The sequence below is a fragment of the Stutzerimonas stutzeri genome, from assembly GCF_024448695.1.
Taxonomy (GTDB): Bacteria; Pseudomonadota; Gammaproteobacteria; order Pseudomonadales; family Pseudomonadaceae; genus Stutzerimonas; species Stutzerimonas stutzeri_T.
Genome location: NZ_JAMOHY010000005.1, coordinates 144,623 through 167,970, shown reverse-complemented (window position 1 = coordinate 167,970; position 23,348 = coordinate 144,623). Strand labels below are relative to the sequence as shown.

Genomic DNA, 23,348 nt, shown 5'->3' with positions numbered 1-23,348 from the left:
CGGCTTGCTGGCTGCTCAGTCCACCTCTCAATGCGGTGCGGCTCATGAGCGAGGGGGGGGCGAGTTTCCCTGTACTGGGCATGTCCCTGTTGGCAGAGGGAGAGCGCCAAGCTTTTTGAAGTGGTGACCAATACGGTGACCAAAAATATTTTTTCGAAGCCAGAAAAGAAAAAGGCCAGCGCACGGGCTGGCCTAACTCTTTGTTTCATATGGTGGGCCCACACGGACTCGAACCGTGGACCAAAGGATTATGAGGGAGGTGGTTAGTAGTTCCTCATAGAATCTGATGGTTCCGTTCGGATTGCTTGTGCACTGTATTTGCTGGCTAAAGAGGTTTTTCTTGTGCCGTATGGTTTCAGTTAGTACCGTTGAGACCTGCGTAAAGTGGGGACTGAAACGGGGACTTCTGGGGACTGGCAAAAATGGTCGGTACAGTTAACGAACAAAAACTCAGGGGAATGAAGCCTGGCGGTGGAAAGCTGACAGAAAGCCTGCCTGGTCGAGGCATGGGGTCACTGATTTTCAAACGCCAGAGCGAGTCACCACCGATGGCATTCTATCGCTATCGCTTGGAAGGCAAAGATTGCTTAATCAAGATTGGGGTCTGCAAGCTAAACGCCCGAGGTGTTGGTCTGACTCTGCCTGAGATCAGAGAACGAGCGCGCGAGTTAGCAAAGGTGGCGGTCGACCATGGTGATGTGCGAGCACATCTGCAGGATCTAGAGAATCAGGCTGAATTAGCACGGATTGAGCGCGAGCGTGAGATCCATGCGCTGCGGGTCCAGGGCTCCTTCGAAGAACTGTTTCGTGAGTACATCGAGGGCCGGCAGGGCAAGGTACGCGATGACCAAGTCCGGGAGTATGAGCGCATCTTGAAGGTCGATCTCCTAGAGGCGCACCCTCAAGTATTGTCACTTCGTGCCTCAGAGATTCGGCCGCAGCATATTCGGCAAGTCCTGGAAACGATCTGGAACAGAGGCGCGACGAGGCAGGCCGATAAAGTACGTTCGTTCCTGCGAGCCGCGTTTCAGTATGGGATGACCGCTGAGCATTCACTTGGCCGATCCAGCAGCAAAAACTACTCGATTGATTCGAATCCAGTCGACGCTGTTCTAGTTCCCAGCACAAGCAAGCCTGGCACCCGGGCGCTTTCTGATAGCGAGCTGAAGCATTTCTGGTCGACGATCATCGAAACCGACGGTATCGGTCCAGTTATCAGCCGTCTATTCCAGTTCGTCATCGCTCTAGGAGGGCAGCGGATAGAACAGGTTGCGCGAGAGCCATGGTCAAGCTACGACAAAGAAAAGCGGCTCCTTCGCGTGGTCGATAGAAAAGGGCGAGGGGAGATCGAACGAGTTCACCTGGTGCCCCTGACTGACCGGGCTATAGAGCTGCTTGAGCAGATTGAGCCGATCACAGGAGGTTTCGAATGGCCGTGGTCAAGTTATGGGAAGAAGCCATTCGCCACTACCAGCTTCTCTCACGCAATCCGAGACTGGCTTGAATCAAAGCATGGGAAAATCGATGGTGAACAGATTCCACACTTTACGCCTCGTGATTTACGCCGCACATGCGCGCAGTTGATGCAGCGTAATGGTGTAGATGATCGTCAGAGTGACCTGTTGCAGTCTCACGGCCAGACTGGAGTGGTTGGACAGCACTATCGCAATAATCCGGAGGCCTACTTACCCGAGAAGCTAAAAGCAATGGCTGGTTTCGAAGCGGCTCTTAGTAAAGTGCTCGGCTAGTAAGCGCTTGCGTGGCGCTTGGAGTTTTGGTGAGCACTGCGGTTCCATCTGACAATATGCTCGCCGTTCTTGTTTTTATGAATGGCGTAGCTGACAAGGAATCCAGCTGCTTTCAATTCATCCAGAGCCTTAGTGAGACCTCTTCCCTTTCCGAGGAAATCTTTAAGCTGGCTAGTGGTGCCACTTAATCTCATCAGATTATCGACTTTTACCTCGCGTTCACCCGGCAGCCCGGCCGACATGTAATTCTGTAGGTACTTCGACAAGGGGGTTGTCAGGTTCTGGCGAATATCAAGGTCAATGTAAGAAAGCTCAGTGCTGAGCATATCAATAACAATATCGCCTATCGAGAACCGCCAGCAACCAACTTCCTCGTCCCAGGATAATTGGTCGATTAGACTGAATGCATCGTAGCCAGTCTTAAATTTTGTTATTTTGATAGTGTTGCCCTTGAGCTTTTGCAGGGACTTATGCAGGGCCTCATAGTTCTTCTTCCCTCCAGATATTCCTAGGGCGCGTAAAAGGGAGTGCCTGTTGAATAGTATTTTTTCGCCCGGTGCACGACCTTGAGCTAGACGTATGATTTCAATATATACGTCATTGTCAAACATATTAAGCTGCTCACCAGTATATTCGATACTGATAGTGTCGTAGCTTTCTAGAACTTGGTTTATTAGAAATTTGGCTTTTGTTTGTGGCTGATTAACAAATAGCGACGTACGCACCCAGGCCGTTGGCATCGCTGAAGCTCGTTGGGGCAAAGAGGGTACTGTGATGATCTCTGGAAGCGGCGGTAATAGCCCAGTCTCAAGCTCTTTGAGCAAGTCCCTGCAAAGCTCACTGTTCGAGGCCAGTCTATCAGTATGGCTTTGAAGTATTTTGAAGGCCGAGTTAGCGGCCTTGCTCGACTTCAACTCTTTAGCGTGTGCGCCACCTAGATTAGTCATGACGGATAGCGTCCAAAAAAAATCAGGCTGATTCTTTTAGAGTGTCTGACTTGATAAAGTCGATCACTTTTGCAAGATCGTAGCGAACTACTCGCTGGTTAAAGCGAATGGCCTCAGGAAAGCCAGGAGTGGCGGAAAGGCGGTAAAAAGTTGTCTTCCCGATGTGCAGGTATTCGCAGATTTCTGCGATGGTGGAAAGCGGCTGTCGTTTTTGGTTTTTCATGAATATCTCTCGGAACTGCCTGGTTCTAAGTCCATTTTGCTAGTCCGAGAAGCACAGTCAATGAGTGCTTAATTATTTAAATTCTTAATGTTTTATTATCGGAATTGCGTGAGTAAAACTTTAATAAGGGCCTCTTTCCGTAACTTGTTGATTTTTATAAAGCGCTACCATTCGTCGGGTTTTGTAAAAAATATGACCTAATGGATGTTATTCACAGGGCTCGTACTAGCTGCGAAAGCGCTTAGCTTTGCGCTAGCCCTAAAAATCGATCCAGATACACTGGAAAGCCCTTATTTCAAAGGGCTGCACTTGCTTATCCACAGGGCTCGTACCAATTGCGCCAATCAGCTTTGACGATTCGTACTAGCTGCGCCGAGACTCGTACTAGCTGCGCCGATGAATTTCTGGAGGCCTTGCGGTACTAGGGCTACAGAGCAGTTTCGCTTCACTTACATGTATTACATGTATTTACATAAGAAGCAGGTAGAAAGCGCAGAGGCTCTGCCTCCGCTTGAATGCGCCTACGGCGCGAGAAGCCCCCAGAAGGGAAGGGGACGGGTTGAGAACCTGTGTGGCGGCTTCGCCGCATCAGATCCAGGCTAGTGATAATGAGCTGAGTAGCAGCATATGAATCGGATAAAGAGGGTACATCCAGCTGCCGACCGGCCTGATCGACTGCACGTGGACTTGCAGTAGCGCCAGGCCGAGCAGCGGCGCCAGTGCAGCGGCGCAGATACCGGCCTGTGCCCTGGCCGGCAGATCCGACATGATCAGGATCCCGGCGCCTGCGTTTGCAATAGCTGTTATCAGAGCGGCAAGCGACCAGGTGGCGACTCGGGTTTCAAGCTCGCGTGCGTGAAGAGCAGTAAGAAGAACGACAGGCAGGAGTACGCCGGCTAGGCCGTAGCTCAGGATTGGTCTGTAAACTGCTGCTACGGCAAGCGCAGTGACGCCAGCAGTGATCAGTGATGGTGACCGATGGTGTACCGCCTGGGTGATAACAAGTCCAAGACCTAAGGTGAAGAGGATATTTAAATAATCTCCCTCGAAAAATCTCGAATAAGGTTGCTGGCTAATAAGTGCAAATAGAAGAATACCGCCGAGATATTTCAATCCGCCTGAGTATCCTATCGGCTGCCGATAAACATTAGCAGCGATTACGAGGCAGAAGAGCGGAAATGCAAGGCGTCCAATTGTCCGCATCCAGCGAAATGGCTCTTGTAAGTCAGGCGTCAGAATGTACCAGGAGTGATCAATAATCATGGTGATCAGTGCGATCCACTTTATAAGATCAATTGAGTTATCTCGTTCGAAAATTTTCATTGGAATACCAGGTTCAAATGTATGATGCATGTAAAGTATATTGGCTGTTTATTTATGATATATAAATCTCATTGCTCGCGCATCTTTTTTACTTGCAGGGCTTGTCTCCTGTTGCCATAATTTAATCGTGGAGTTCGCGCAGCAAAGCCTGCGTACCAATGCCTCTTTGAGCAGCGATGAGGAGGCAGCGGCAATAAAAAGAAATGTCCTGTCGGATGCCCGCTGTTTCTCAGAATGACGCTAGTTAAATCTGGCCCTTCGGAACGCCTTGTTCCATTCATTCGACTAACAGGAGCGGGTTATGAATTTCTTTGACGATGTTGTACTGGATCAACTGGATCTGAATGAACTGGAGATAATGCGTGAGCGTGCTCACCATTTCTTAAGCGAAATTCAATGTCAGGTAGAGATCAAAAACTCAGCTACCCGTCCACTTAGTCGGTTTACCTTTCAAGAGTCCGGGTCTGTCTTTTACGCAGAGAAAGTTGAGGATGGAGTGCTGATCAATCCGGCTCCTCCACCAAATTTTGGTAATAAAGATATTAGTACGCGATCTTCAGAGGAACTTGAGCGGTGGTTGTGTCGCCCGTACATCGAGACCCGTGAAGTCCCGTCTGGTACTAGATACATTGTCCGCTGTCTAGATGGCGGCGCCTGGGATCGCCCCACGGACTGGGGTAGTTTCGCATCAATTAATGACGCATTGGTTTTCATCAGTGAGCGCTGCTGATATGAATCGTTTAAAAGTAGCTCTGGCAACCTGGGTGATCCTGCTGACCACCGCCCAGGCTGAGGCGGCGAGCGACAAGCCAAGGCCTCATCCGATCCCGCTGCTGGAGTTCAATCAGAAGTGTGTGGTGCAAGCATTCGAGTTGAACTACGGCTCATATATACGACAGCTTCAAGATCTACATTTGGCATGTTTGACAGACAAGGCCTACATCGGTTGGCGAGAAAACTTGCAGCGCGCTAAAGCGCCGCACCTATCGATCATGGATCAGCTTAAGAGCTCGAAAGACCGCCTTGTTCTTTCAGCCAATGTCGAGGCAGGACAGATTCTTAGTGAAGATGTTAAGGCAATTGGGAAAAATTTAGGTTGGAAACGCTACACCGCGACAATAAGCACTCCTGTGCAAGTTGTTTTCAACGGTGATGTGGCTAGGGCCATGAGAGGATATATTGAAACTGATGTTATACGGATTCGCCAAAACGACAGGCCTAGTGGGTACGCGATAAACGCGATCCGCTTTAAAGCTGATAAATAAAAAGGACTAACAATATGAAAATCAAATTTTCCCTAGTAGTGCTGGCACTATTCGCCCTGGTGGGTTGTGGTGAAACTGACGTTAATAAGGTCATGCCTAAAGCGGCCACTACTGACGCTGTTTACAGCGAGAAGGCCTCACAGTATTTGGAGGAAGCAATCGGCACTCCGAAAGCTAAACGAATCGAGCTCACATTTTGGAATGAAGAAAATAACCCTGACACAGGCTATCTGTCGCTTGTCGTGGACGGTGTTGAGAAGATTCGACCGATTGACAATTTTGGCGGCTATCGCCGTCGCACTGCAAGTTCGGAAGGATTCAGATTCGTGTACAGCGATGGCGCCTGGAAGGCATATGTGGCGAAGAAGTAGGCCGATACTCATGGCGAGAATCCTCATGAGTTTTTCAACGAAGTAACCGGAATAATGCGCAAGTACTAAATTCAGTGCTAATCACTAAAGCCCCTTACGAGGGGCTTTTTTGTGGGCGATAGTTAGAGTTAATCAAGTTGTCGTAGGTGGATTCGAGAATATTCGTTATTCGTTAATTTTATATGCTCTCGCAATTGCAAAAGCATTTGCGATTTTAGGTAAATGCAATTAGATAGGCGTGCGGGAGGCGTTTATTATTAAGTTGTGGATTAAGGCTAATTATGAAATGGATATATTTATGTCACTGCCAGATGTCCAGCGCGCTCTTGCCGCTTTGCGCGAGATTCAAGTTAAAGCCGTAGAGCTTCCGCCGAGCTGTGAGCATGACGCGCATGTCATTGCAGCTCTGGCGGTGACTGTTGAACAGATACTAAGTCGGGAGATTAAAGATGCTGCTTAAAGAAGCCCAGGTGAAAATCCCTCGCGCTATCGGCATTGGTTTGATCATTTATTTCGGATTAGTAATGCCGGGGCGCGATGTTATCAATCGTGTTGACCCTGTTTCACAATCTAAGCTCAGTGAGCCTGAAACTCCCGTCCCACCTATTTACACGCCCGAGGTTAATAATGATCAAGATTAAAACTGCTGCTGCCTATTTGACCGGCTATGCGCAAACGAAGACCGCTGTTCGTGAAGTTAAGACCTCGGTCAGCCTTCCTATTAATTTTCTACGCGGGATATGGAATGCTGTTCAAGAAATTCGCCGGGAGGCTAAAGAAGCCAAGACGCTGGCAGAACTTGACGATAAAGCTCTATGGAACGACATGTGTCGTCAGTACGAAGTAACAACTGAAAGTGTGCGACTCAAGTACAAGATTGCGCTGTTCACTAATCTGCTTTTAGTTATGGGGCTCAGTTTGGTTGTGGGTAACTTGCTATCGAATATCGATGCTGGGTCAATGATGATTTTTGCAAATCTCGTTTTCATTAATCTGGTTCTTATGATCCTTTTTCAGAATGCATACCGCCTGAACATGGCATATACCCAAGCCGCCCCGCCGGTTATGAAGTTCTTTAAAGAAACCTTGAGGAATCCGACTCTGTTGATTGGTCGAACACTACCAAAAGACTATAAAGTTCGCCTGGAGACTTATAATGAATAGCTTCTCCCAGCTTGTGCTTGCTTGGATGTTTGGGCGTTGGATTTTTGATAGTTCTGATGTTTCGCAGGTAGTAGCTCAAGACGTAACTCCCCTAACCATTTTCGCTGCGGCTTTTTCACAAACCGGCCTGCTGATGTTCGGCGTGCTGGCGTCTTGGGCGATGTTCTTGGGAATTTTCCGCCTGAAAAACAACGGGAACTTTTTCGGCGCGAAAGATGGCAACGAGGCCTTTTTCTACCCGCTGCGAGTAGTGGTCGCGTTGATCCTCGTTGCTCCAGTTGTCCCGGTCTCAAGCGCAGGTGGAGTCCCGATTACCCTGACAACAGGTCACGCTCTGATCGCAGGCGTTTCAAAAATGGCTGCCGAATTCGGCGACACGATGCAGCACGATGCTTTCGAGCTGATGCACCGGCACAACCTGTTTAGCGATCCCCAATTCCGTGTCGAAGTGGATCCTGGAGTTGCTCTAGATATGCTCAACTCCTGGAAGTTGTCAGCTGCGCAACTGGCCGGGTTTGCAGTTTTCAGGGATCCGAGTGAAGAAAAAATCGTTGCCGGCCTCACAGGAGAACAGCTCGCACTAGTAGCTCTGCGCAACCGTTGGAACGAAGTTTATGGCAACACTCACCCAGCCGGCTCTGGCGATGCACAGTCGCAAGCAGCCGAAGCTTTTCTCAGTGTCGCAGGCCGATCGCTGCAGATTCCGTTAATTGCTCCGACTGACAATCTGGCTCGCGAGATGACTCTCGGAGTTAACGGCCTGGTCGACTCCGATGCGGTAGACGGCACTATTGATCGTGAACTCGAAACGGAAGGTTGGTTTTGCCAGCTCGGTTGGATGAGTTCGATGACATGTTCAGACGAGTATGCTCAGGTAAAAGCCAATAATTCGGCCTCTATTGAAGCGGGAATTGCAGCAGCGCAGCGGCAGATATGGGTTCAACTTGTAGCCCATGCGCTTAACTACGCCAAATCTCTTCAAGACGGCGGTGTAACGCAAGCTGAGCATAAGGAATATTTCGAAGAGTCTATTAGTTGGACTGCTCAGACTGCAGATTGGTACAGCAAAACCGTTGAGATGACGATTGCTAATACGCTTGCTGACGATCAAGCACAACGTGCAGAGCCCTATTTCGATGAAGTGAAAAATTGGGGCTGGATGCTGGGTGGAACTTTCGTCCTGCGCGCTGCGAGCGACTTTAGCCGTGCAGCTAGCTATGCCGAGGGTGCGACTAGCAAAATGATGCCGAAGTCTTCGCTCTCAGCAATGACGGGTGGTGAAGTTCTGTCAAAAGTTGTTGAACAAGAAACTCTTTCCCAGATTCAGCCTGGAAATACTGGCAGTACTGAAAAGTCGTTGCTAGCCCGTGTTTTTAGCCTGGACATTCTTAAAGAAACTACCGGGCCGAGTGTTCAAAACATCCACACAATCGCGTCCTGGGGTCGTTCGCTGGTTGGCACTGGTATCGGGTTTTTCGCGGGCGGGACGATTGCGCAGTACATTCCAGGGCTTAAATCGCTCACTGATGGGGCTCTGCCGAAGTCCATCGGGGGGGTGATGATCATTGCCGGCGGGATCCTCGGCTATGTAATGCCGTTGCTTTTCGCTGTTTATGGGTTGATGGGTGCGATCAGCTGGCTTGTAGCTGTGGCTACAGCATTTTTCGGCGTGACGCTCTGGAGCGCTGGTTTCGCGGCACCGAAAGGTGAAGAGCACACGTCTCAGATGTCTGCGAAAGGGTGGAACGCTCTGATTTTCATAGGGCTTTACCCGGCACTGGCGGTCGGCGGCCTGGCTGCTGCGATCGTGATCAGTGCGATTGGCTTGGCAATGGTCCAGGCCCTCGCTATGGGCCTTTGGGGCATGTTCGACCCGGGCACTGCTGAAGTCGGACGCCCCCTCGAAAGCCTTGGCGGGATCTTGATTGGCGGTTTGCTCCTGGTCGTGGTGATCATTCTGCTGAGTTGGAATGTTGTGGTGACCAGTGCCCAGCTGATCACGACGTTCCCGCGCACAGTGCTCAACATGATCTCGTTCTCCGAGCCTGGCTTGAACCCGTACGAGAATGCGCCTCAAAACCTAATGGGCGGCTTGTCGACTAGTGCGCGCCAGGTACTGACTGGGGCGATAAGTCGAGCTGTTGCTCCGTCTCGCAACCCGAATCCACCACAGGGTGGCGGATAGTATTAATACCAGGCCCCGCTCTGCGGGGCCTTTTTGCAGTGATAGCTCGAACTCAAAAAGCTACTATGAGCGCAGTACGCATCATGCATGGATGATGGAGAGCGCTATTGACTACTGTTATCTCTGAGATTGCCGAGCTTACAGAAACTCAGAAGCTCACTGAGATCATCGATTTGGATACAGGTCTGTCAATTGATCTGCAATCGTTTGTCTGCAGGCATGACAGGGAGGTTGTAAAAGCCAGAAATGAACTCCGCCGAAGATATCTAGTAGATCCAGAAAGTCCATGGCTTGCTTGTGAGTTATGTGGTGCGGCCGTCCAGCTGGTTTGCCATACAGATCGAAAATATTACTTCAGGCATATGCCAGAGCAAGAGAATCGTGGCTGCCCGGTAAATACAAAGAATAAGCTAACCCCAGATCAAATTCTGGCTGCTAAATATAATGGGGCTAAGGAGAGCTACGCTCATCAGCGCCTTAAAGAAATTGTTCGTGATAGCATAACCGCGGATCCGAATTTCTCCAGTCCACGCTTAGAAAAAGTTTGGCGATCCAGTAATTTCTTGGAGCTGGCGTCCTGGCGAAAGCCTGATGTTCAGGTTGAAATGAATGGGCGTAAGTTTGCATTTGAAATTCAGTTGTCGACAACGTTTCTTAGCGTAATTGTCGAGCGGCGGGAGTTCTATCGCGCTGAAGGTGGTTCATTAATATGGGTTTTTCAATCTTTCGATCCTTCTCAGACTAGGCGTGCAGAGGAAGATATCTTCTGTAACAACAATATGAATGTCTTTGTCGTGAGTGGCGAAACATTGCTTCGTTCCCAGAAAGATAAAAGATTTTCACTGGATTGCTGGTATCCACTGCCTTCATATAAGTATGGGCTGCTTGTGCATGAATGGCGTTGTGATCAAGTCTTTTTCGACGAGCTGAATTTTGATGTCGAGCTTCAGCGGGTATATCATTTTGACTATGAGTCTCGTCTGAGTGAGATGAACTCGCAGCGTATTGCAGATGAGATTTTCCGACAGCGAGAGACTTTGCGCGAACGCTTCGAGTCTTTCTGGTTGCGTGACGAATTAAAATACGACTCTGAAGATGACGAGGTTGATTCGGAGTGGATGGCTCTTAAGAGCGAGATGCGAAGCGTGGGTTTTGTTGGGGCTTTACCAAATAGCCACTGGAGTATGCCATTTTACGGGGTGATTGCCTTAATGCTTAGTGTGAAGTATGGCAAGTCCGTAGGTTATAAGTTTAAGACTCTATTGGAAGTTACTAATTTGGCTTTTACTTCATATAAAAAATTCCTCAGGCCTTTTGGTCTTGCGATTCACTATTATGAGATGGATGATTTATTGGCGGCGCAGGATCGTAAAGGTACATGGCGAAAAAGGAAAATAACTATTAGGCAAGCAATGGTAGTTAAGGATCCGGCTTATGCGCAGGCGACGTTCTTTGACGAGGCTATAGCTTTTATTTTGCCGAAGATATCTGATAAATTGGGCGTCTCCTGTTGGAGTAGCTAATAAAGTTCGGGGGTTACATGAGTAAGCTTGCAGAATTCAAACGTCTTGAGGCTCAACTTGCAGCGCAGTTGCAGCAACTGGATGCACTGAAAAATGATGCTGAACTGAAAAAAGAAATTCAGTTCGAGGAAAAACTGCGGGCACTGTTAGCTGAGTACGGGATGAGCTTGAGAGATGTGATTAACATCCTTGACCCTTCCCCTCGCTCCACTCCTGCCGTTGTGGTGCAACGCCGTCAGCGCCAAATTAAGGTCTACAAGAATCCCAACACAGGTGAAGTCGTCGAGACAAAGGGCGGTAATCACAAAGTACTGAAGGCTTGGCGGGAGCAGTACGGAGTTGAAGCTGTGGACTCCTGGCTGCAATAAGTTATAGAGCTACAAGACAAAGGGCGCATTTAGCGCCCTTTGTTGTTTTCCCTCATCTTCAGTTCGGCCTTGATGGATGGCCATTCCGGGGATGCCTCTAGTTCCCGAATTAGCCGTTCATGCTCAGGCTCCGGTACCAGATGCAGCCAGCGCTGCTGTTCAGCATCTTGGTCAGAGGTGCGAATGTCACGTGTGAGTTTGGCACCGGCTCCGGCGAATCGCTTGCGCACCTTAGCCCAAAACTCAGTGGAGGTTCCAACCTCGTGCATGGGGGTCAATGGCACTAGGTACTGGCACCACAGCCGCCAGAGCGCGGCCAAGCCGATACCGCGTCGGCGATGTGCGGGGCTAATATGAAAGTCGCTGATGTACACCCGGTCGTTGAGCGGGCTCACACCGTAATTGACCCGACCCACGTGCTGACCATCTAGCTGGATTGCGACCGTGATGTCGGGGCCCGGAAAAACGAAGTTGCCGCGTAGAGATTCGGAGCGCTCGATCACCAGCTGGACGGCCAAGGCTTGCTCGGTCAGCTTGGTGGCTTGGCGTCGGTGGAAAAAATCGCGAAGGGGATCAAAAATGATCATCTCCCCCGTCCCTAATATAGATGGATTTTATCGAGGATTTTCGATCCGGCTGCGAATGAGTGGGATGGTTATCGCCTATCGGAGCAGCTTCAGTAAGTCCTCAGCGGAACGGCACTCCGGCGAAAGCAATACCTGTCGGACTTTTTCATACGCCTGTGCTGCCTGCTGGTATGGGAGATGGCTTTCGTCATAGATCCATCCGGCGTGTTGCAAAGCAGCGCATTTAAGTTGACGTCCAGCTCCCCAGCCATCCCAGCCTTCCCAGTTAGGCTGGGATCTAACGAGACCCAATTGCCGGCCGAGTTTCTCAAATACGCCCTGACCCTTTCTCAGTTCCGCCTCAGCCAGCGAATTGATAACACCCTCAATCAGTATGTATGTGGGCAGGCTGCCCTCTATGCGTGCCATCTCGTCTGCTGTTACCGGGGGCCGAAGTCGCAGTTCATCCAGTGCTTGCATTGCTTGTCCTTATATTGACCAAGTACGCGATCGAGGAGAGGTAGGGCAGAAAAAACTAACCCCCTGGTGCGCAGTACCGACAATGCCGGCCCGAGGCGTGGGGGTTATTCTTGCTCACAGACTATTGGGCACGTTGCCGTGCGTCAACTCGAATCCGACCCGCGCCGTTCCCTTCTAAAGCCCGCGAAGCGGACATGAGGAGGCCCAGTGGGCGCGCGCTGGGCGCAGCTTAGTCGCGACGCTCCTAATGGACCGGAACCAGTGTTCTACCATGTGGTCTCTTCCTTTCGTGTTTTCCGCCGCGGATCGGCTGGCGAGAGTTGCCGCTCTCGTCAGCCAACTCTTCGCTCCGCTTCTGTAGCCTTTGCAGCTGCAATCCGCGCGCTTTCAAGTTGCAGGGCGCGTCCTGCATCAGCAATTTTTGCCCGCGTATCTGAGTTTCGAACACGTTGCTCAAAATGCCTTAGCTGGGGCATTAGACCCGTCATACTTACTTGTTTCATGTCCGAATTCATTGCATCCATGAAACTCCCAAGTCCCGGAAAAAGCGTGAGGCTGCTTTCGTTCAGCGCATCCCCGCTCGCAAGAGCGGCGCGCAGAGCCCGGTTATCTGTTTCAAGCCGAGCAATACGGTAGTCAGCCGCAATCAGCCCGACATATAGGACCGCTTGGCCTGGCTGCTTTAAGTCGTAAAGCCCGCCGAAATCGTCTAGATCCCTCGACTGAAATGGCACGTCGAACAGTCCAGGCATGCATTCCTGGAGAGGGCTTGCCCCCGCAGGACCAACGAAAGCTGCGGCTAGAGCCGCGGCCGCATCCGTCACGCGCTTTTCCCGGGCGCAAGAATCTTCGTCATCGCTATGAGAGCTCATGCGACAGTCCTCTACGTTGTAGTGGTTTCGGCGTTATTAGCGCCCTTGATGAATCGGTTTGTAGATCAGCTCTGCTGCCCACGCCTGAAACTTTGGTGCGAGGTATCCGGATCCGAACACGCCGCCTAAAAGTAGCCCGATCAAGAGACAGGTCACTGACCAGTTTCGGCCGCTTTGGTGCGCAGCCGCGAGCAGCCCCAGGGTCTTGTCTTCGCGGTCATTCAGCTCGCCCCTGTGTAACGACGAGATGCGCTGTAGATCACCCGACAATTTCTCAATCAGGATCGTGAGGCGCTTGATCTCTGACTCGGACTTTTTCAGCTTGTAAAACAGATCTGCCCTGGAGCCTTCCGCACCAAAAACTTCGGATTCTGCTTTTTTCATCGCCTCGTTAATCAACTCTCTAAGATCGTTGATGGCGATGGAAACACCAGCCTCCGCTGCTCGTTCCCGGGCTGACTCGACTGCGGATGCGAGCTCGCTGGTCATCGCCTCGCGCACCGATCCGCGAAAGCTCTCACACTCGTCCGGCCGTAGCAATTGCGCCGGCAGATTGCCAAGTTGGGCATGCAGATCGGCTGCGGCCGCAAAGCGTTCGGCCAGTTCCCCCATGTGTTCGACTGCAGCCGCGATCGAGCGAGTGAGCTGCCCGGTTTCAGCAATCACACCAGGTTGTGTAGGTGTGCCGTCGAGGCGGACGATCAGCGTTCGCAGCTCGTTCACCAGGTCGAAAATGCTCTGGATGCTGTCCTCGCCCAGGCTCATGCGGCCTCCTGGTCGGCTCCCCGGAGCTCGTCGAACTTGCAATGCAGTTGCTTTATCCAGGTGCTGGCTTCTTTCGCGATCGCCACTACCTCGACCAGCACCATGCAGCGGCGAGCTTCCTTGCCGTTCCCCTTACGATCGAGGGTCAGGCTTTTTTCTCGGAGTTGAGCAATCAGATCATCGGCGCCGTCGGCAATTTCTGGCAGGGTTTTGCCGAAATTACGCGACAAGCCGTAACCCTCGACGCCGGGCATGATGAGGACCGGTACATCGAGATCTTCGCCGAGGTCGAAAACGTCACCGTACAGAGCCCGGATGCGGCGGTCGTTCGGGTCTTGGGTCTTGCGGCTAAGCCCGTTGAGAACCAGAACAATTTTTGCGGAGGGCTCATCTTCACGGATTTTGTTGATTGTGCGCTTCGCATTCTCTACGTCCTGACCCACGTCCTTGACAGGAACCAGGATCAGATCGAACCGGCCTAGAAGGCCATTTCGGCCCATGGCGGCAAGCGCCGCCTCCGCAGTCTGGTTACCGATGTCGAGCACGAAAGATTTACCGGCGAACTCCTCGAAAAGGTCGAGGACGGCAAAGCCGGCATCGCCGTCAACAATGATCTGGCGTGATTCGATCTTCGAGCTGTTCATCCAGCGCGAATCGACGTTCTGGTCGTCGAGCTCAATCAGCGTACCAGTGCCCTCGCGGTCCAGAAGATATGTTGTGGCCACTTGCTGGGCGATGGTGGATTTGCCGACGCCACCTTTGGTCGAGGTGCAGAGAATTCGAATCATGGGTTACTCCTAACTTGAGTGGTCTTTTCGCCCGAGCACCTGCTCGATGAGCGAGTTCACGTTTTCAGGTTTCGCCTGTTCCGCGGCGGCCGGTGCCTGTGTTGTAGGCTGGGTTTCAAATTGAGCGTCTGGGTATTGCTCTTCTCCGGAGTAAGGGTTGATGCCTTTCGACGATCCGATGGCCATACACTCGCGGTACTCTGCCGGGAGATGCTTTTTTAGGAAGGTGCGCAAGCTGTGATAGCTGACCATTACGCCTGCCTGCTCCAGCAGATCGAGCATCTCTTTAATCGATAGCCCCAGCAGCATCATGGATCTCAGCTCTGCTATTCGCGGTCGGAGCACACGAGTCGCGTGCCCACGAGTACGTGCGGAGTCCGTCCCTTCAAGGGCCTCTGCCTTCTTTTGCGCGATTAGAGCCCGTAGCCGGTCTGTCACCGCCTTTTCCTCCTCTGCCATCTCGCGCAGGTATGCATTGATGTCTTCTTCGTCTTCGGGGCGCTTGAACATTGGGTTTCTCCTGTAAGTACAAAGGTACGCATAGATTCTATCGAGAATCTCTAAAGATTCCTGCGTGATGCCTCTATAGCTATCAGGATGCTTGATTAACGCTATCGCGTTTCTATAAAGATAGCAAAAGAAGAAAATAGATCAACAAAATATTGTTGATATTCTATAAAGATTCTGTAGTTTTAAGAGGGAGGTTTGAACACGGCTGCACTCGCTTCGCGAGGTGCAGTCGTGTCAGCCCAGCCAGCCGGGCAGAGAACGAAATCGGTGGACTACTAAAGCGGTAGTAGCCACCCCCTGAAGGGGAAGATGGCGATGAGTTTCGAGCGTAAAAACCACACGCAAAGCATGGTGAGTGAGGCGGCGCAGGCTGCCTTCGAGCGCCTTGCCCGCGATCTTCGTGTGCCGAAATCAGGCGTTCTTCAGGCGATCCTGGAGGCTGTTCCGACCTCAGATCTTGCCGCCCTGGTCCGGGGGGATCTTGCTTTGCACGACGCCAAAACCGTCGCCCTGGAGCCGGACGCAGCAATCGCAATCCGCTCCGAAATCGAATCCGCCTTCGCCCTTCTGGGGCCCCGGATCGCGCACGCGAGCCGGCTCGGAGCGCAACGCGCGGTGGCTGAGCAGCTCAAAGCTCTGTTCGCCGAGGAGGCGTGATGGCGATCTTCACTATCGACAAATTCACCGGCGGCGATATCGGTGCGCGGGCGAACTATTTCGAGCGGGGCGAGGGGCGGATTCTCGACGACGAGCACGATCATGTGCTGTCTACCGGGGGTGAGGATTACTACCACATGCCCGGAAACGACACGCTGCTGACCGAGTACCTCGGTCAGGGTGCCCAGGCAATGGGGCTGGGAATCACTCCGCAGGATGGGGACTACGCTGCACTGATGGCCGGCACGAATCCACGTACAGGCGAGTCGTACGTGCCTAAGCGTCGCCTTGGAGAACTTAAGCGCGGAACTGGTTTGGCCGGGTATTCCACGAGCTTCAATGCCGACAAGACTCTTTCCCTTGTCTACGCCTCACTGCCACGCGAGCAGCAGATCATTTTCGAGCGAGCGATGATGGAGGCGTCGCGCCGCGCCTTTGAGTATGCCGAAGCGCAGGGATACTTCGGGTATCGGCTCGGCGCCCAAGGGGTAGACCGTTACGTCGGCAAGGCCATGGCTGCCAGCTATTTACACTTCACCAACCGCAACCAGGAGCCGCACCTCCACGTTCACGTTGAGATCCCGAACGCCTGTCTTGGCATTGATGGGCAGTGGCGCCCGTTAGATGGCGGTGAACTTTATAAAAGGCAAGCCGAACTGGCAGCGCTTTGGGACTGCTACCTGGCCCATGCTCTGAGCCGTGATATCCCTCAGCTCGCGAAGTACTTTGAAGTCGACTTAGAGCGCAACGGTCTGCGCGTGGCAGGCATCTCCCGCGAAACCGTGTTGGAGTTTTCCACTCGCCGCATCGAGATACTCAAGGCACTCGATGAGATGGGCGCCAGTGGCGCTGATTCAGCGCGCGGCGCAGCTAAGCGCACACGCGAGGGAAAGAAGGAGCGTGACTCAGACGAACTACGCGCTGAATGGCGCGAGCAGCTCAGCAACCTCCACCAGGATTTGCAGCGCGGTGACCTGAGCCCAGAAACTCGCCTATTCGCGGAGCAGCTCGTATTCCGTAACTCCTCAGTTTTTGGTGAGCACGCCCTCGACCGAGCAGCCGCACAGCTAGCCATTTTGCATGGCGGCGAGCCTGCTATCCCGGCAATTGAATCTGCGCTTATCCGCCAACTCGGTATTGTCGAACTCCCCCAGGAAGGCCGCTTCCGTGAATTCACGACTGAAACCTACCGCCAGCTTGAAGGTGAGCTGCAGGCTTACGCCCATGCTGCTCAGCGGCCTGAGGCGCGCTTCACGCTCAAGCAGCTTGATGTGGAGATGGCCATTGCGCGTATCGAGCGCGATAAGGGTTACCCGATGCGCGATGAACAGCGCGCAGTCGTTCGACTCTGTACTTCCGGTGCCCGTTTCCAGGTCATCCAGGGCGCTGCGGGCACGGGCAAGTCCGTCAGTCTGTCCGCGCTTCGCGAGGCGTATGAGGCTGCCGGTAACCGTGTCATCGGCCTGGCGCCATCTGGGGCGGCTGCAGCTGAGCTTCAGAACTCCGCAGGAATACAGGCGCGCACCATCCATTCGCTTCTGATGCGTCTCGAAAACGATAATCCGCAGTACCGCGAAAAGCTCAAGGCTAGCGACGTGATCATCTGCGACGAAGCCGGCCTTGCGGATCTGCGCACTCTTCACAAGTTGGCTGGGTTCTGCGAAACAGCAGGCGCAAAACTCATCCTGGTCGGTGACGGCCGGCAGCTTGAGGCTGTCGGCTCGGCATCCAGTCTGGACATGCTCACCGAGGAGGTCGGCTGCGCCGAACTGGTCCAGATTGCTCGCCAGAAAGACCCCGCAGACCGCTCGATCTCCCAGGCCTGGTTCGAGGGGCCGGCAGAGCAGGGCGGCCCTGACGCCCTGGATATGATGAAGGCTCGCGGCCTGCTGAAAATACCGGCCGAAGGCACCAAGGATAAGCCGCTCGATCTGATTATCCGCGATGCCCTGCAGGCTCGCTCAGAAGGCACCGACTGGCAAGAAATCCTGCTGCTGGCTGACCGTAACCAGTCCGTTCGTTCTCTGAACAACAAGATCCGCGATCACCGGTTCGAGATCGGAGAGTTGGACAAAGCCCAGCAAATCCGAATTCCGGTCGAGACTGGACGAGGCGATTACGCAGACCTCGATCTGGTGCCGGGTGACCGGATCATGCTGCGCAAAAATCAGAAGCTCGACGGCGAACCTGTCTACAACGGCGACCGCGCCAATCTTACGGCGATCGAAAGAGTGCAGACCGGCACCGACGATAACGGTGAACCCATCTACGACACCAAGATCACCGCACGCCTCGATCGAACCAAGGAGGAGGTCAGCTGGAATTTGTCCGACTACGCCTCGATTGATCACGCCTACGCGATGACTGTGCACAAGTCCCAGGGGCTCACGGTCGATCGTGCTTTCTACCTGACCTCAGACTCCACTGATCGACGCCTCGCGTACGTCGCTTACACCCGCTCGCGCTACGCCTGCAGCTTCTATACCGATAACGACCAGGATTCGCTCGATACCCTCGCGCGCAACACCGAAGGCTTCAAGAGCAAACGTTGCGCCCTGGACGCCGATAAAGAGTTCCGCGCCCTGATCCGCGCCAACGCTGAAGCCGGCCTTTACGAAGATCAGCCGATCAAGGCCCAGCAGCCGAGTACCAAGGATCTACTGGAGAAAGCAGGCGAGCGCTTCGAGTACCCGACCGAGCCGAAGGCCGAGCCCAAAAAATCGCCCGAGATCCAGGTCATGCCAGCCACCCAGGCCGACCATGATTTGTCCGTTGCCCGCGGATTCGCGGTTACCACTTTAATCGATCAGCCGACCGACACCCGCCAGAAACCCGGGAAACCTTACGAATTGCCGGCCGATGCCAAGCGCGTCGCGCTGCTGGCTGAGCCTTTGCCTTTACCCCCAACCCCAAAGCAGGACATCGAAAATGAGCGATCCGTTGCCTCCGTCGCTGGACTATTCCGAGCCGAACGAGAGCGAGACCCCGAGCGACTCCGTGAGCTTACCGCCGCAGAGCGAGCCGGAGAATTCACCCATCACGAGATCGAAGACCCTCGCTTCTCTGCGAGGTCCAATCCCCGAAACGGCCTGCGCAAACTGTCCGAAAGCACTCTGGCACCAAACAGCGGGCGGGGACGTGAGAGTGTTCTGCAAAATCATGCACGTCCTGGTGGACGAGCTACTGCTGGAATGCGACGGCACGGCGCCGGCACCGAAGTAGGTGCCAACATGCCAAAACAGCGTCGCGTTTGGACCCGGGCCGAGCAGCAGCGCGAAACCCAAGCGATCCGCGATCGGGTTGATCTTCGCGAGCACGCTGAGCGTCTTGGCTACGTCAAGGTCAGCGGGTCAGGCTCCCGCGTACGGATGGAAAGCAAGGCCATGGATAAGGCCGATCCCATGCGTGAGATCACCCTCAAGCCCAACGTCAAAGGTGAGCCGAGCTGGGTTGCGACCAAGGCCGGAATGGGCTCTGGCCTTGGGGGTGACGTCTTCCACCTCCACCAGCACGCCACCGGGCAGAGCTTTTTGGAGACCCGCGATGAACTGCGCAAGCTGGCCTTTAATAAGGGCTTCGACGCTGGGGCTCGCTACCAGGGCATGAGTGCGGCCGAGCGCGAAGCGCGTATCGAGAAGCAGCGCCAGGCAGAGGTCCTGAAGGCTGAGGTTCGACGTGCAGAGGCTTTCCGCCAGTACCAGCGTACCTTGGCAGAGCCGAACCAATTCTTGCTCGCTCGGGGCATCTCCGAGCAGACCCTCGCGGAAACCAAGTCGCGCACTGATCGGCACGGCAACGCCGTTTTCCCTCACGTCCGCGCGGACGGGAAGTTCACAGGCTTCGAGCGTAAGAAAGAAGGCCCGGCCCTTTACTCAAAGTCGGAGCGGGGTGTTTACGTGGCAAACCCGAGCTGCGCCAAACCTGAGCGAATCAAAGTTTCCGAGGGCGGACTCGACGCCCTCAGCCTTTACCAGATGGATACCCCTCAGCAGCGCGCCCTGACTCTCTACGTCAGTTCGGGCGGGAACCCTGCTGAGGACACTGCCCGTGCACTGCGCGGCCTGGCCAGCCGTACTGGTGCCCGGCACGTCGATCTCGTGTATGACCGCGATGAGGCAGGCAGCCGACATACCGAAGCCCTTAAGCAACTTCTTGCTGAGCAAGCCCCCTGCCTTCAGGTCGCTGACCGTCGTGATGATTACAAAATGTCTGAGGGCGAGGATCCAAACGACCTGCTGCAGCGTCATCAGATCAAGCCGGTTCAGGCCTCTCCGCATAGGGAGCAGCAGGCGATAACCCAACAGGCGGTTGCCGCTCAACAGTCGGTTGTCCGGGAGGGCATTGAGGAAATCAGAGAGCTGGGGAGGACCATGTGATGGTCAATTTTTATATCAGCGCCTGCGACCTGCCAGCCGCAAAACTTGCTGCCGATGTTCGCCTATATGCCGGTCGTGGCTGGCTGACTCTAGTCCGAGAGGCGATGGCCATCATCGGAGACAGCGAGATTATGTCGGTCCGTGAAGATGCCGGAGCTCTACGAATCGAGCTGGCACGTAGCACACCGGAACAGCGCGCGGCGCTGCGCGAAATTGAACAGCGCTCACTGCGCATCTGCGAGATTTGCGGTGACAGCGGCGAATTGTGTTACGACGGACTGAAAAACGGCCTCCCGGCCGGCTGGCACCGCACGCGCTGCGAAAAACATCTCAACACTAGGACGCTCTGGGCAATTTCTGATCAAGGAAGTCTGCTCGCGCAGCAGATGCGCGATCTACAGATCCACCGCCACGAAATTGAGCTGCGCCGACTCCAGGACAGCGGCGGCGATCCTCTGGCCGCACCATTCCTGCGAGGCCTCGAAGCTGTGACAGTAGACGCCGCAATCGTTGAGGCCTACATCGTCCCTGTGCCATTGGGATTTGGGCATGAGCCTGGTTGGAGCTTAGCGGTTTTCAGTGAGCGGTCACTGCCTGCTATGCAGTGCGTTGCTCTGGCAATCGCCGCGCAGGAGGCCAGCGAATGTGTCGAGATCACTGTCGAAATTTTTAGTTGGTCGGAGAACGCTCAGGAACTTGCCGAGGCGATGGCCACCGGCATTCTCATCTGGCCAATGTACGATCTCCTAGACAAGGAAAGACCATGACGCGCCGAATCACCTTGAATCTCGATCTCAACGAAAATGACCTTGATGCTCTCCAAGTCGTGCTGGCTAATCCAGCTGCCATCGCTAGGTCAGTAGCGCCGAATGATCCCCGCGAGCAGATCCGCATTGTCGACGTACTCGCAGAAATAGCCGGGGGAGTGACCGAGGCGCTTGCTCATCCGATGGCTAATGCCATCGACAAATAGATTGCCTCTGCTTAGGAGATGCGGGGCTGGGCGACATGACAGATACGGCGAAAACCGATGCGGCTCCCAAAGCATGTCCCGCGGAAAAAACTAACCCCCTGGTGCGCAGTGCCGGCAGGCCGGCCCGAGGCGTGGGGGTTATTCTTGTCGGTTAGGGTATTGGGCTCGCGGACAGGCGTCAACTCGGAGTCGGCGAAGCGGTATGTGGCCCACCTATGCACGGTGCATAGGTCACTGGAACCCTCCTATTTGAACTCAACCTGATCAGTCATAGCTGGATTAAAGTAGCGGCTGCCGAGATCACTTAGAGAACCGATCTATGACCGAAGCCTGGATTCTTCAAACCTCTGAAATTCGGCGTCCGTTTTCGCGGGCGACCTGGATCCCCCTGCGTGCGTCGCTAAATGACGAGAAGGGCAACGTGAAGGAAGTGGGGTATGTCGGGGACGTATTCGCCTGTGGCTCCGTCGCCTTTCCCAAGCAGCATCACGAGCTCGCCGAGCGCTTGAGTTGGAGCGACATTGGCATCGGGCATACCGTTGCGCCGTATGCCTACTCGGACGGCAATTACTCGCCGATCGATGAGTATCAGTACAACGACAAGGAGCCTATCGGGATCAACCTCGTTTTCGAGCATCCGCAGCCCGTGGTCGGAGGCCGGCAGTGGATTCTAAATCCGGATTTGGTGGTCGCGCTTGGCCTGATTAAGGAGGGGCCGAACTGGGTTAGGCCGGAAGAAGACTTTGTCGTGGTCGCAAGGGAGACGGTGGGCAGCGATGGTAGCCATCGCCTGATCGAGATCAAGCGGGAATTCCTCATGGATTACCTGGCCGCTCGCGGCCTGTCCCTCCGTCTGTCCTATTACCGTCAGCGTGTCGAGAACGTCGCCAGCCTCAAGGACAGTCCCTATGCAGGCCTGAACGAGATCCAAGAGCAGCGTGAAGGCGGAAGATACGAGTTGCGCATCAAGGAGCTGGACGCCGTGTTCGGCGGTAGTTGGGCGTTATTCCGAATGTGGCGTACTGACGTCGACGAGGAGGAAGACGCGCCCATCATGGGCCCCGAAGCGGACGACAACACAGCCTCAGAGAGCTCTAAGGGCCATCGAAGCGGCTATCTTGGAGTGCGTGTCGAAGGCGAGTTCTGGCGAGACGAGTGGATCGAACACCAGGGCAAGAGCATCCGAGTTCGCGGGGACCAAGATCAGAACCTGCCGCACTTCATCGTCGACACCGATGGCTCGCGCAAATTCTCGGCCGAGCTCAATGACGAAGACATCGGACGGTGGATCTGGTTCCGCCCTTCCGTGGTCACCGAGCTCCTGACGCATCGAGGCTTCTCCCTGAAGTGGTACACGGCTGAAACCGGCGCGATCAACTCAACCTCGGGGTACTCGATCCATTTCGGGATCAACGCCTCGGAGCTCATCACCGTCTACGCCTACGATATCGCCAGGCTGCCCGCTTGGGAGCAGTTCGTCTGGGCCGCGAGTAACGTCGCGCCGGAGGGCAAGGTCAGCGCCGAACTTCTAGCCTCGCAGGTCAAAGCGCAGCCGGCAGGCACCCATGCCGTGGAAGAGTTGCTATTTGGGTGCATGCGGTTGCTAGAAGCCGAGTTCCGCAAGGCATTCGGAGTGTCGCTGTTCTCGCACGAGATTGACGATGACACGTCGATGCAGCATGTCTCTCGTTTTTCGAGCAAAGATCAGACTTCGCTCCTGCGGCTGGCCAAGGAGCTCGTTCGCATCTTCTCAGATCGACTCGACGTTCGCTCTCTTCGAAAGCTGTCCGACCACCCTGACAAGGAAAAACTGGGCTCTAACAAGCTGCTGCAAAGTATCTTGGCCCATAAGGTCGGAGAGGCGCGCGCGCGTGAGGTCTTTGCTGCTATCGCTGGCGCTTACGACATGCGTGTTGGCGACGCGCACCCTACGAGCTCGAAGATCGGCGAAGCCCTCAAGCTCGCCGGCATCGACACCACGGCGTCTTATCTGCGGCAGGGTGAGCAGTTGATCAGCAATTTCGGCCACGCCGTTTGGTGTACTGGGAGTCTGCTCTTCGGAGACCAAGAAAAGAGCGAGGGATGAGCCGTTTGCTGTCGGACGATTCAATGACGGCAGGTCGGTGGATCGGCGATGAGCGGCGGCAACCATCAGCCACCATACATTGGCTCCAAACAGGTGAATTTCCGATTCTGGCTGAAAGCGTATTGGAATGATGGCGAAGACTTATGCACGGTGCATAG

General features: G+C 54.0%; 25 protein-coding genes. 16 read left to right on the top strand and 9 right to left on the bottom strand.

The window, feature by feature from the left end; all coding sequences use genetic code 11:
- Positions 1 to 422 precede the first annotated feature (422 nt).
- Positions 423 to 1,748, top strand: a complete 1,326-nt coding sequence (locus tag NAV32_RS07185; RefSeq protein WP_256052110.1) for a tyrosine-type recombinase/integrase — start codon at positions 423 to 425, stop codon at positions 1,746 to 1,748.
- Here the strand turns inward: NAV32_RS07185 and NAV32_RS07180 are convergent.
- The 3 genes from NAV32_RS07180 to NAV32_RS07170 all read right to left on the bottom strand — a co-directional run bounded on the left by NAV32_RS07180 (position 1,745) and on the right by NAV32_RS07170 (position 4,241).
- On the bottom strand, positions 1,745 to 2,695 hold the full coding sequence (locus NAV32_RS07180; protein ID WP_256052109.1) for a plasmid replication initiator TrfA: 951 nt from the start codon (positions 2,693 to 2,695) through the stop codon (positions 1,745 to 1,747). The two genes, NAV32_RS07185 and NAV32_RS07180, sit on opposite strands and share 4 nt — an antisense overlap.
- Before the next feature lie 22 nt (positions 2,696 to 2,717).
- On the bottom strand, positions 2,718 to 2,918 hold the full coding sequence (locus NAV32_RS07175) for a helix-turn-helix transcriptional regulator (RefSeq protein WP_193679260.1): 201 nt from the start codon (positions 2,916 to 2,918) through the stop codon (positions 2,718 to 2,720).
- 588 nt (positions 2,919 to 3,506) lie between these two features.
- Positions 3,507 to 4,241: a TraX family protein gene (locus NAV32_RS07170; protein ID WP_256052108.1), complete on the bottom strand. Its 735-nt coding sequence runs from the start codon at positions 4,239 to 4,241 to the stop codon at positions 3,507 to 3,509.
- 301 nt (positions 4,242 to 4,542) lie between these two features.
- Here NAV32_RS07170 and NAV32_RS07165 point away from each other — a divergent pair, with 301 nt between their 5' ends.
- From NAV32_RS07165 to NAV32_RS07125, 9 genes are all read left to right on the top strand, one after another.
- Positions 4,543 to 4,971, top strand: a complete 429-nt coding sequence (locus tag NAV32_RS07165) for a hypothetical protein (protein ID WP_256052107.1) — start codon at positions 4,543 to 4,545, stop codon at positions 4,969 to 4,971.
- A gap of 1 nt (position 4,972) precedes the next feature.
- Complete coding sequence (locus NAV32_RS07160) at positions 4,973 to 5,506, top strand: DotI/IcmL family type IV secretion protein (RefSeq protein ID WP_256052106.1); 534 nt, start codon at positions 4,973 to 4,975, stop codon at positions 5,504 to 5,506.
- A gap of 14 nt (positions 5,507 to 5,520) precedes the next feature.
- Complete coding sequence (locus NAV32_RS07155) at positions 5,521 to 5,877, top strand: hypothetical protein (RefSeq protein ID WP_256052105.1); 357 nt, start codon at positions 5,521 to 5,523, stop codon at positions 5,875 to 5,877.
- Between the two features lie 298 nt (positions 5,878 to 6,175).
- Positions 6,176 to 6,337 carry a hypothetical protein gene (locus tag NAV32_RS07150; RefSeq protein ID WP_256052104.1) on the top strand — a complete coding sequence of 54 codons (162 nt, stop codon included), beginning with the start codon at positions 6,176 to 6,178 and terminating at the stop codon, positions 6,335 to 6,337.
- On the top strand, positions 6,327 to 6,518 hold the full coding sequence (locus tag NAV32_RS07145; RefSeq protein WP_256052103.1) for a hypothetical protein: 192 nt from the start codon (positions 6,327 to 6,329) through the stop codon (positions 6,516 to 6,518). Before NAV32_RS07150 ends, NAV32_RS07145 begins: the two co-directional genes overlap by 11 nt.
- Positions 6,505 to 7,041 (top strand): hypothetical protein, encoded by a 537-nt coding sequence (locus NAV32_RS07140; protein WP_256052102.1) that lies wholly within the window; start codon positions 6,505 to 6,507, stop codon positions 7,039 to 7,041. The genes NAV32_RS07145 and NAV32_RS07140 overlap by 14 nt, the downstream gene beginning before the upstream one ends.
- Complete coding sequence (locus NAV32_RS07135; RefSeq protein ID WP_256052101.1) at positions 7,034 to 9,226, top strand: hypothetical protein; 2,193 nt, start codon at positions 7,034 to 7,036, stop codon at positions 9,224 to 9,226. The genes NAV32_RS07140 and NAV32_RS07135 overlap by 8 nt, the downstream gene beginning before the upstream one ends.
- A 107-nt stretch (positions 9,227 to 9,333) precedes the next feature.
- Positions 9,334 to 10,749 carry a DUF6035 family protein gene (locus NAV32_RS07130; protein WP_256052100.1) on the top strand — a complete coding sequence of 472 codons (1,416 nt, stop codon included), beginning with the start codon at positions 9,334 to 9,336 and terminating at the stop codon, positions 10,747 to 10,749.
- Between the two features lie 17 nt (positions 10,750 to 10,766).
- On the top strand, positions 10,767 to 11,117 hold the full coding sequence (locus NAV32_RS07125) for a histone-like nucleoid-structuring protein, MvaT/MvaU family (protein WP_256052099.1): 351 nt from the start codon (positions 10,767 to 10,769) through the stop codon (positions 11,115 to 11,117).
- 29 nt (positions 11,118 to 11,146) lie between these two features.
- On the opposite strand, the gene NAV32_RS07120 is transcribed toward NAV32_RS07125, so the two are convergent.
- The 6 genes from NAV32_RS07120 to NAV32_RS07095 form a co-directional block, all read right to left on the bottom strand.
- Positions 11,147 to 11,704, bottom strand: a complete 558-nt coding sequence (locus NAV32_RS07120; RefSeq protein WP_256052098.1) for a GNAT family N-acetyltransferase — start codon at positions 11,702 to 11,704, stop codon at positions 11,147 to 11,149.
- 75 nt (positions 11,705 to 11,779) lie between these two features.
- Positions 11,780 to 12,163 carry a hypothetical protein gene (locus tag NAV32_RS07115; RefSeq protein WP_256052097.1) on the bottom strand — a complete coding sequence of 128 codons (384 nt, stop codon included), beginning with the start codon at positions 12,161 to 12,163 and terminating at the stop codon, positions 11,780 to 11,782.
- Between the two features lie 332 nt (positions 12,164 to 12,495).
- The gene (locus tag NAV32_RS07110) at positions 12,496 to 13,035 is read right to left on the bottom strand and encodes a hypothetical protein (RefSeq protein ID WP_256052096.1); all 540 of its coding nucleotides are present in this window, start codon (positions 13,033 to 13,035) and stop codon (positions 12,496 to 12,498) included.
- A gap of 36 nt (positions 13,036 to 13,071) precedes the next feature.
- Positions 13,072 to 13,800 carry a hypothetical protein gene (locus NAV32_RS07105; protein WP_256052095.1) on the bottom strand — a complete coding sequence of 243 codons (729 nt, stop codon included), beginning with the start codon at positions 13,798 to 13,800 and terminating at the stop codon, positions 13,072 to 13,074.
- Positions 13,797 to 14,588, bottom strand: a complete 792-nt coding sequence (locus NAV32_RS07100) for a hypothetical protein (protein ID WP_256052094.1) — start codon at positions 14,586 to 14,588, stop codon at positions 13,797 to 13,799. The genes NAV32_RS07105 and NAV32_RS07100 overlap by 4 nt, the downstream gene beginning before the upstream one ends.
- 9 nt (positions 14,589 to 14,597) lie before the next feature.
- Entirely contained in the window at positions 14,598 to 15,098 is a 501-nt protein-coding gene (locus NAV32_RS07095) for a hypothetical protein (protein WP_017335993.1), read from the bottom strand.
- A 315-nt stretch (positions 15,099 to 15,413) separates the two neighbouring features.
- Here NAV32_RS07095 and NAV32_RS07090 point away from each other — a divergent pair, with 315 nt between their 5' ends.
- The 6 genes from NAV32_RS07090 to NAV32_RS07065 all read left to right on the top strand — a co-directional run bounded on the left by NAV32_RS07090 (position 15,414) and on the right by NAV32_RS07065 (position 23,321).
- Positions 15,414 to 15,755, top strand: a complete 342-nt coding sequence (locus tag NAV32_RS07090; RefSeq protein ID WP_256052093.1) for a hypothetical protein — start codon at positions 15,414 to 15,416, stop codon at positions 15,753 to 15,755.
- Complete coding sequence (mobF, locus tag NAV32_RS07085) at positions 15,755 to 20,131, top strand: MobF family relaxase (RefSeq protein ID WP_256052092.1); 4,377 nt, start codon at positions 15,755 to 15,757, stop codon at positions 20,129 to 20,131. Before NAV32_RS07090 ends, mobF begins: the two co-directional genes overlap by 1 nt.
- Positions 20,131 to 20,898, top strand: a complete 768-nt coding sequence (locus NAV32_RS07080; protein WP_256052091.1) for a hypothetical protein — start codon at positions 20,131 to 20,133, stop codon at positions 20,896 to 20,898. The genes mobF and NAV32_RS07080 overlap by 1 nt, the downstream gene beginning before the upstream one ends.
- Positions 20,895 to 21,104: a hypothetical protein gene (locus NAV32_RS07075; protein WP_256052090.1), complete on the top strand. Its 210-nt coding sequence runs from the start codon at positions 20,895 to 20,897 to the stop codon at positions 21,102 to 21,104. Before NAV32_RS07080 ends, NAV32_RS07075 begins: the two co-directional genes overlap by 4 nt.
- Positions 21,105 to 21,423: 319 nt before the next feature.
- Positions 21,424 to 23,190: a hypothetical protein gene (locus NAV32_RS07070; RefSeq protein ID WP_256052089.1), complete on the top strand. Its 1,767-nt coding sequence runs from the start codon at positions 21,424 to 21,426 to the stop codon at positions 23,188 to 23,190.
- Positions 23,187 to 23,321 (top strand): hypothetical protein, encoded by a 135-nt coding sequence (locus NAV32_RS07065; RefSeq protein ID WP_256052161.1) that lies wholly within the window; start codon positions 23,187 to 23,189, stop codon positions 23,319 to 23,321. Before NAV32_RS07070 ends, NAV32_RS07065 begins: the two co-directional genes overlap by 4 nt.
- The last annotated feature ends 27 nt before the right edge of the window (positions 23,322 to 23,348 follow it).

Excerpts from the sequence above, each read along its gene's own strand:
- NAV32_RS07185 (WP_256052110.1), top strand. The coding sequence starts at position 423 with ATGGTCGGTACAGTTAACGAACAAAAACTCAGGGGAATGAAGCCTGGC.
- mobF (WP_256052092.1), top strand. The coding sequence starts at position 15,755 with ATGGCGATCTTCACTATCGACAAATTCACCGGCGGCGATATCGGTGCG.
- NAV32_RS07155 (WP_256052105.1), top strand. The coding sequence starts at position 5,521 with ATGAAAATCAAATTTTCCCTAGTAGTGCTGGCACTATTCGCCCTGGTG.
- NAV32_RS07115 (WP_256052097.1), bottom strand. The coding sequence starts at position 12,163 with ATGCAAGCACTGGATGAACTGCGACTTCGGCCCCCGGTAACAGCAGAC.
- NAV32_RS07070 (WP_256052089.1), top strand. The coding sequence starts at position 21,424 with ATGACCGAAGCCTGGATTCTTCAAACCTCTGAAATTCGGCGTCCGTTT.
- NAV32_RS07180 (WP_256052109.1), bottom strand. The coding sequence starts at position 2,695 with ATGACTAATCTAGGTGGCGCACACGCTAAAGAGTTGAAGTCGAGCAAG.
- NAV32_RS07145 (WP_256052103.1), top strand. The coding sequence starts at position 6,327 with ATGCTGCTTAAAGAAGCCCAGGTGAAAATCCCTCGCGCTATCGGCATT.
- NAV32_RS07120 (WP_256052098.1), bottom strand. The coding sequence starts at position 11,704 with ATGATCATTTTTGATCCCCTTCGCGATTTTTTCCACCGACGCCAAGCC.
- NAV32_RS07170 (WP_256052108.1), bottom strand. The coding sequence starts at position 4,241 with ATGAAAATTTTCGAACGAGATAACTCAATTGATCTTATAAAGTGGATC.
- NAV32_RS07075 (WP_256052090.1), top strand. The coding sequence starts at position 20,895 with ATGACGCGCCGAATCACCTTGAATCTCGATCTCAACGAAAATGACCTT.
- NAV32_RS07095 (WP_017335993.1), bottom strand. The coding sequence starts at position 15,098 with ATGTTCAAGCGCCCCGAAGACGAAGAAGACATCAATGCATACCTGCGC.
- NAV32_RS07140 (WP_256052102.1), top strand. The coding sequence starts at position 6,505 with ATGATCAAGATTAAAACTGCTGCTGCCTATTTGACCGGCTATGCGCAA.
- NAV32_RS07160 (WP_256052106.1), top strand. The coding sequence starts at position 4,973 with ATGAATCGTTTAAAAGTAGCTCTGGCAACCTGGGTGATCCTGCTGACC.
- NAV32_RS07175 (WP_193679260.1), bottom strand. The coding sequence starts at position 2,918 with ATGAAAAACCAAAAACGACAGCCGCTTTCCACCATCGCAGAAATCTGC.
- NAV32_RS07080 (WP_256052091.1), top strand. The coding sequence starts at position 20,131 with ATGGTCAATTTTTATATCAGCGCCTGCGACCTGCCAGCCGCAAAACTT.
- NAV32_RS07150 (WP_256052104.1), top strand. The coding sequence starts at position 6,176 with ATGTCACTGCCAGATGTCCAGCGCGCTCTTGCCGCTTTGCGCGAGATT.
- NAV32_RS07110 (WP_256052096.1), bottom strand. The coding sequence starts at position 13,035 with ATGAGCTCTCATAGCGATGACGAAGATTCTTGCGCCCGGGAAAAGCGC.
- NAV32_RS07165 (WP_256052107.1), top strand. The coding sequence starts at position 4,543 with ATGAATTTCTTTGACGATGTTGTACTGGATCAACTGGATCTGAATGAA.
- NAV32_RS07105 (WP_256052095.1), bottom strand. The coding sequence starts at position 13,800 with ATGAGCCTGGGCGAGGACAGCATCCAGAGCATTTTCGACCTGGTGAAC.
- NAV32_RS07125 (WP_256052099.1), top strand. The coding sequence starts at position 10,767 with ATGAGTAAGCTTGCAGAATTCAAACGTCTTGAGGCTCAACTTGCAGCG.
- NAV32_RS07090 (WP_256052093.1), top strand. The coding sequence starts at position 15,414 with ATGAGTTTCGAGCGTAAAAACCACACGCAAAGCATGGTGAGTGAGGCG.
- NAV32_RS07135 (WP_256052101.1), top strand. The coding sequence starts at position 7,034 with ATGAATAGCTTCTCCCAGCTTGTGCTTGCTTGGATGTTTGGGCGTTGG.
- NAV32_RS07065 (WP_256052161.1), top strand. The coding sequence starts at position 23,187 with ATGAGCCGTTTGCTGTCGGACGATTCAATGACGGCAGGTCGGTGGATC.
- NAV32_RS07100 (WP_256052094.1), bottom strand. The coding sequence starts at position 14,588 with ATGATTCGAATTCTCTGCACCTCGACCAAAGGTGGCGTCGGCAAATCC.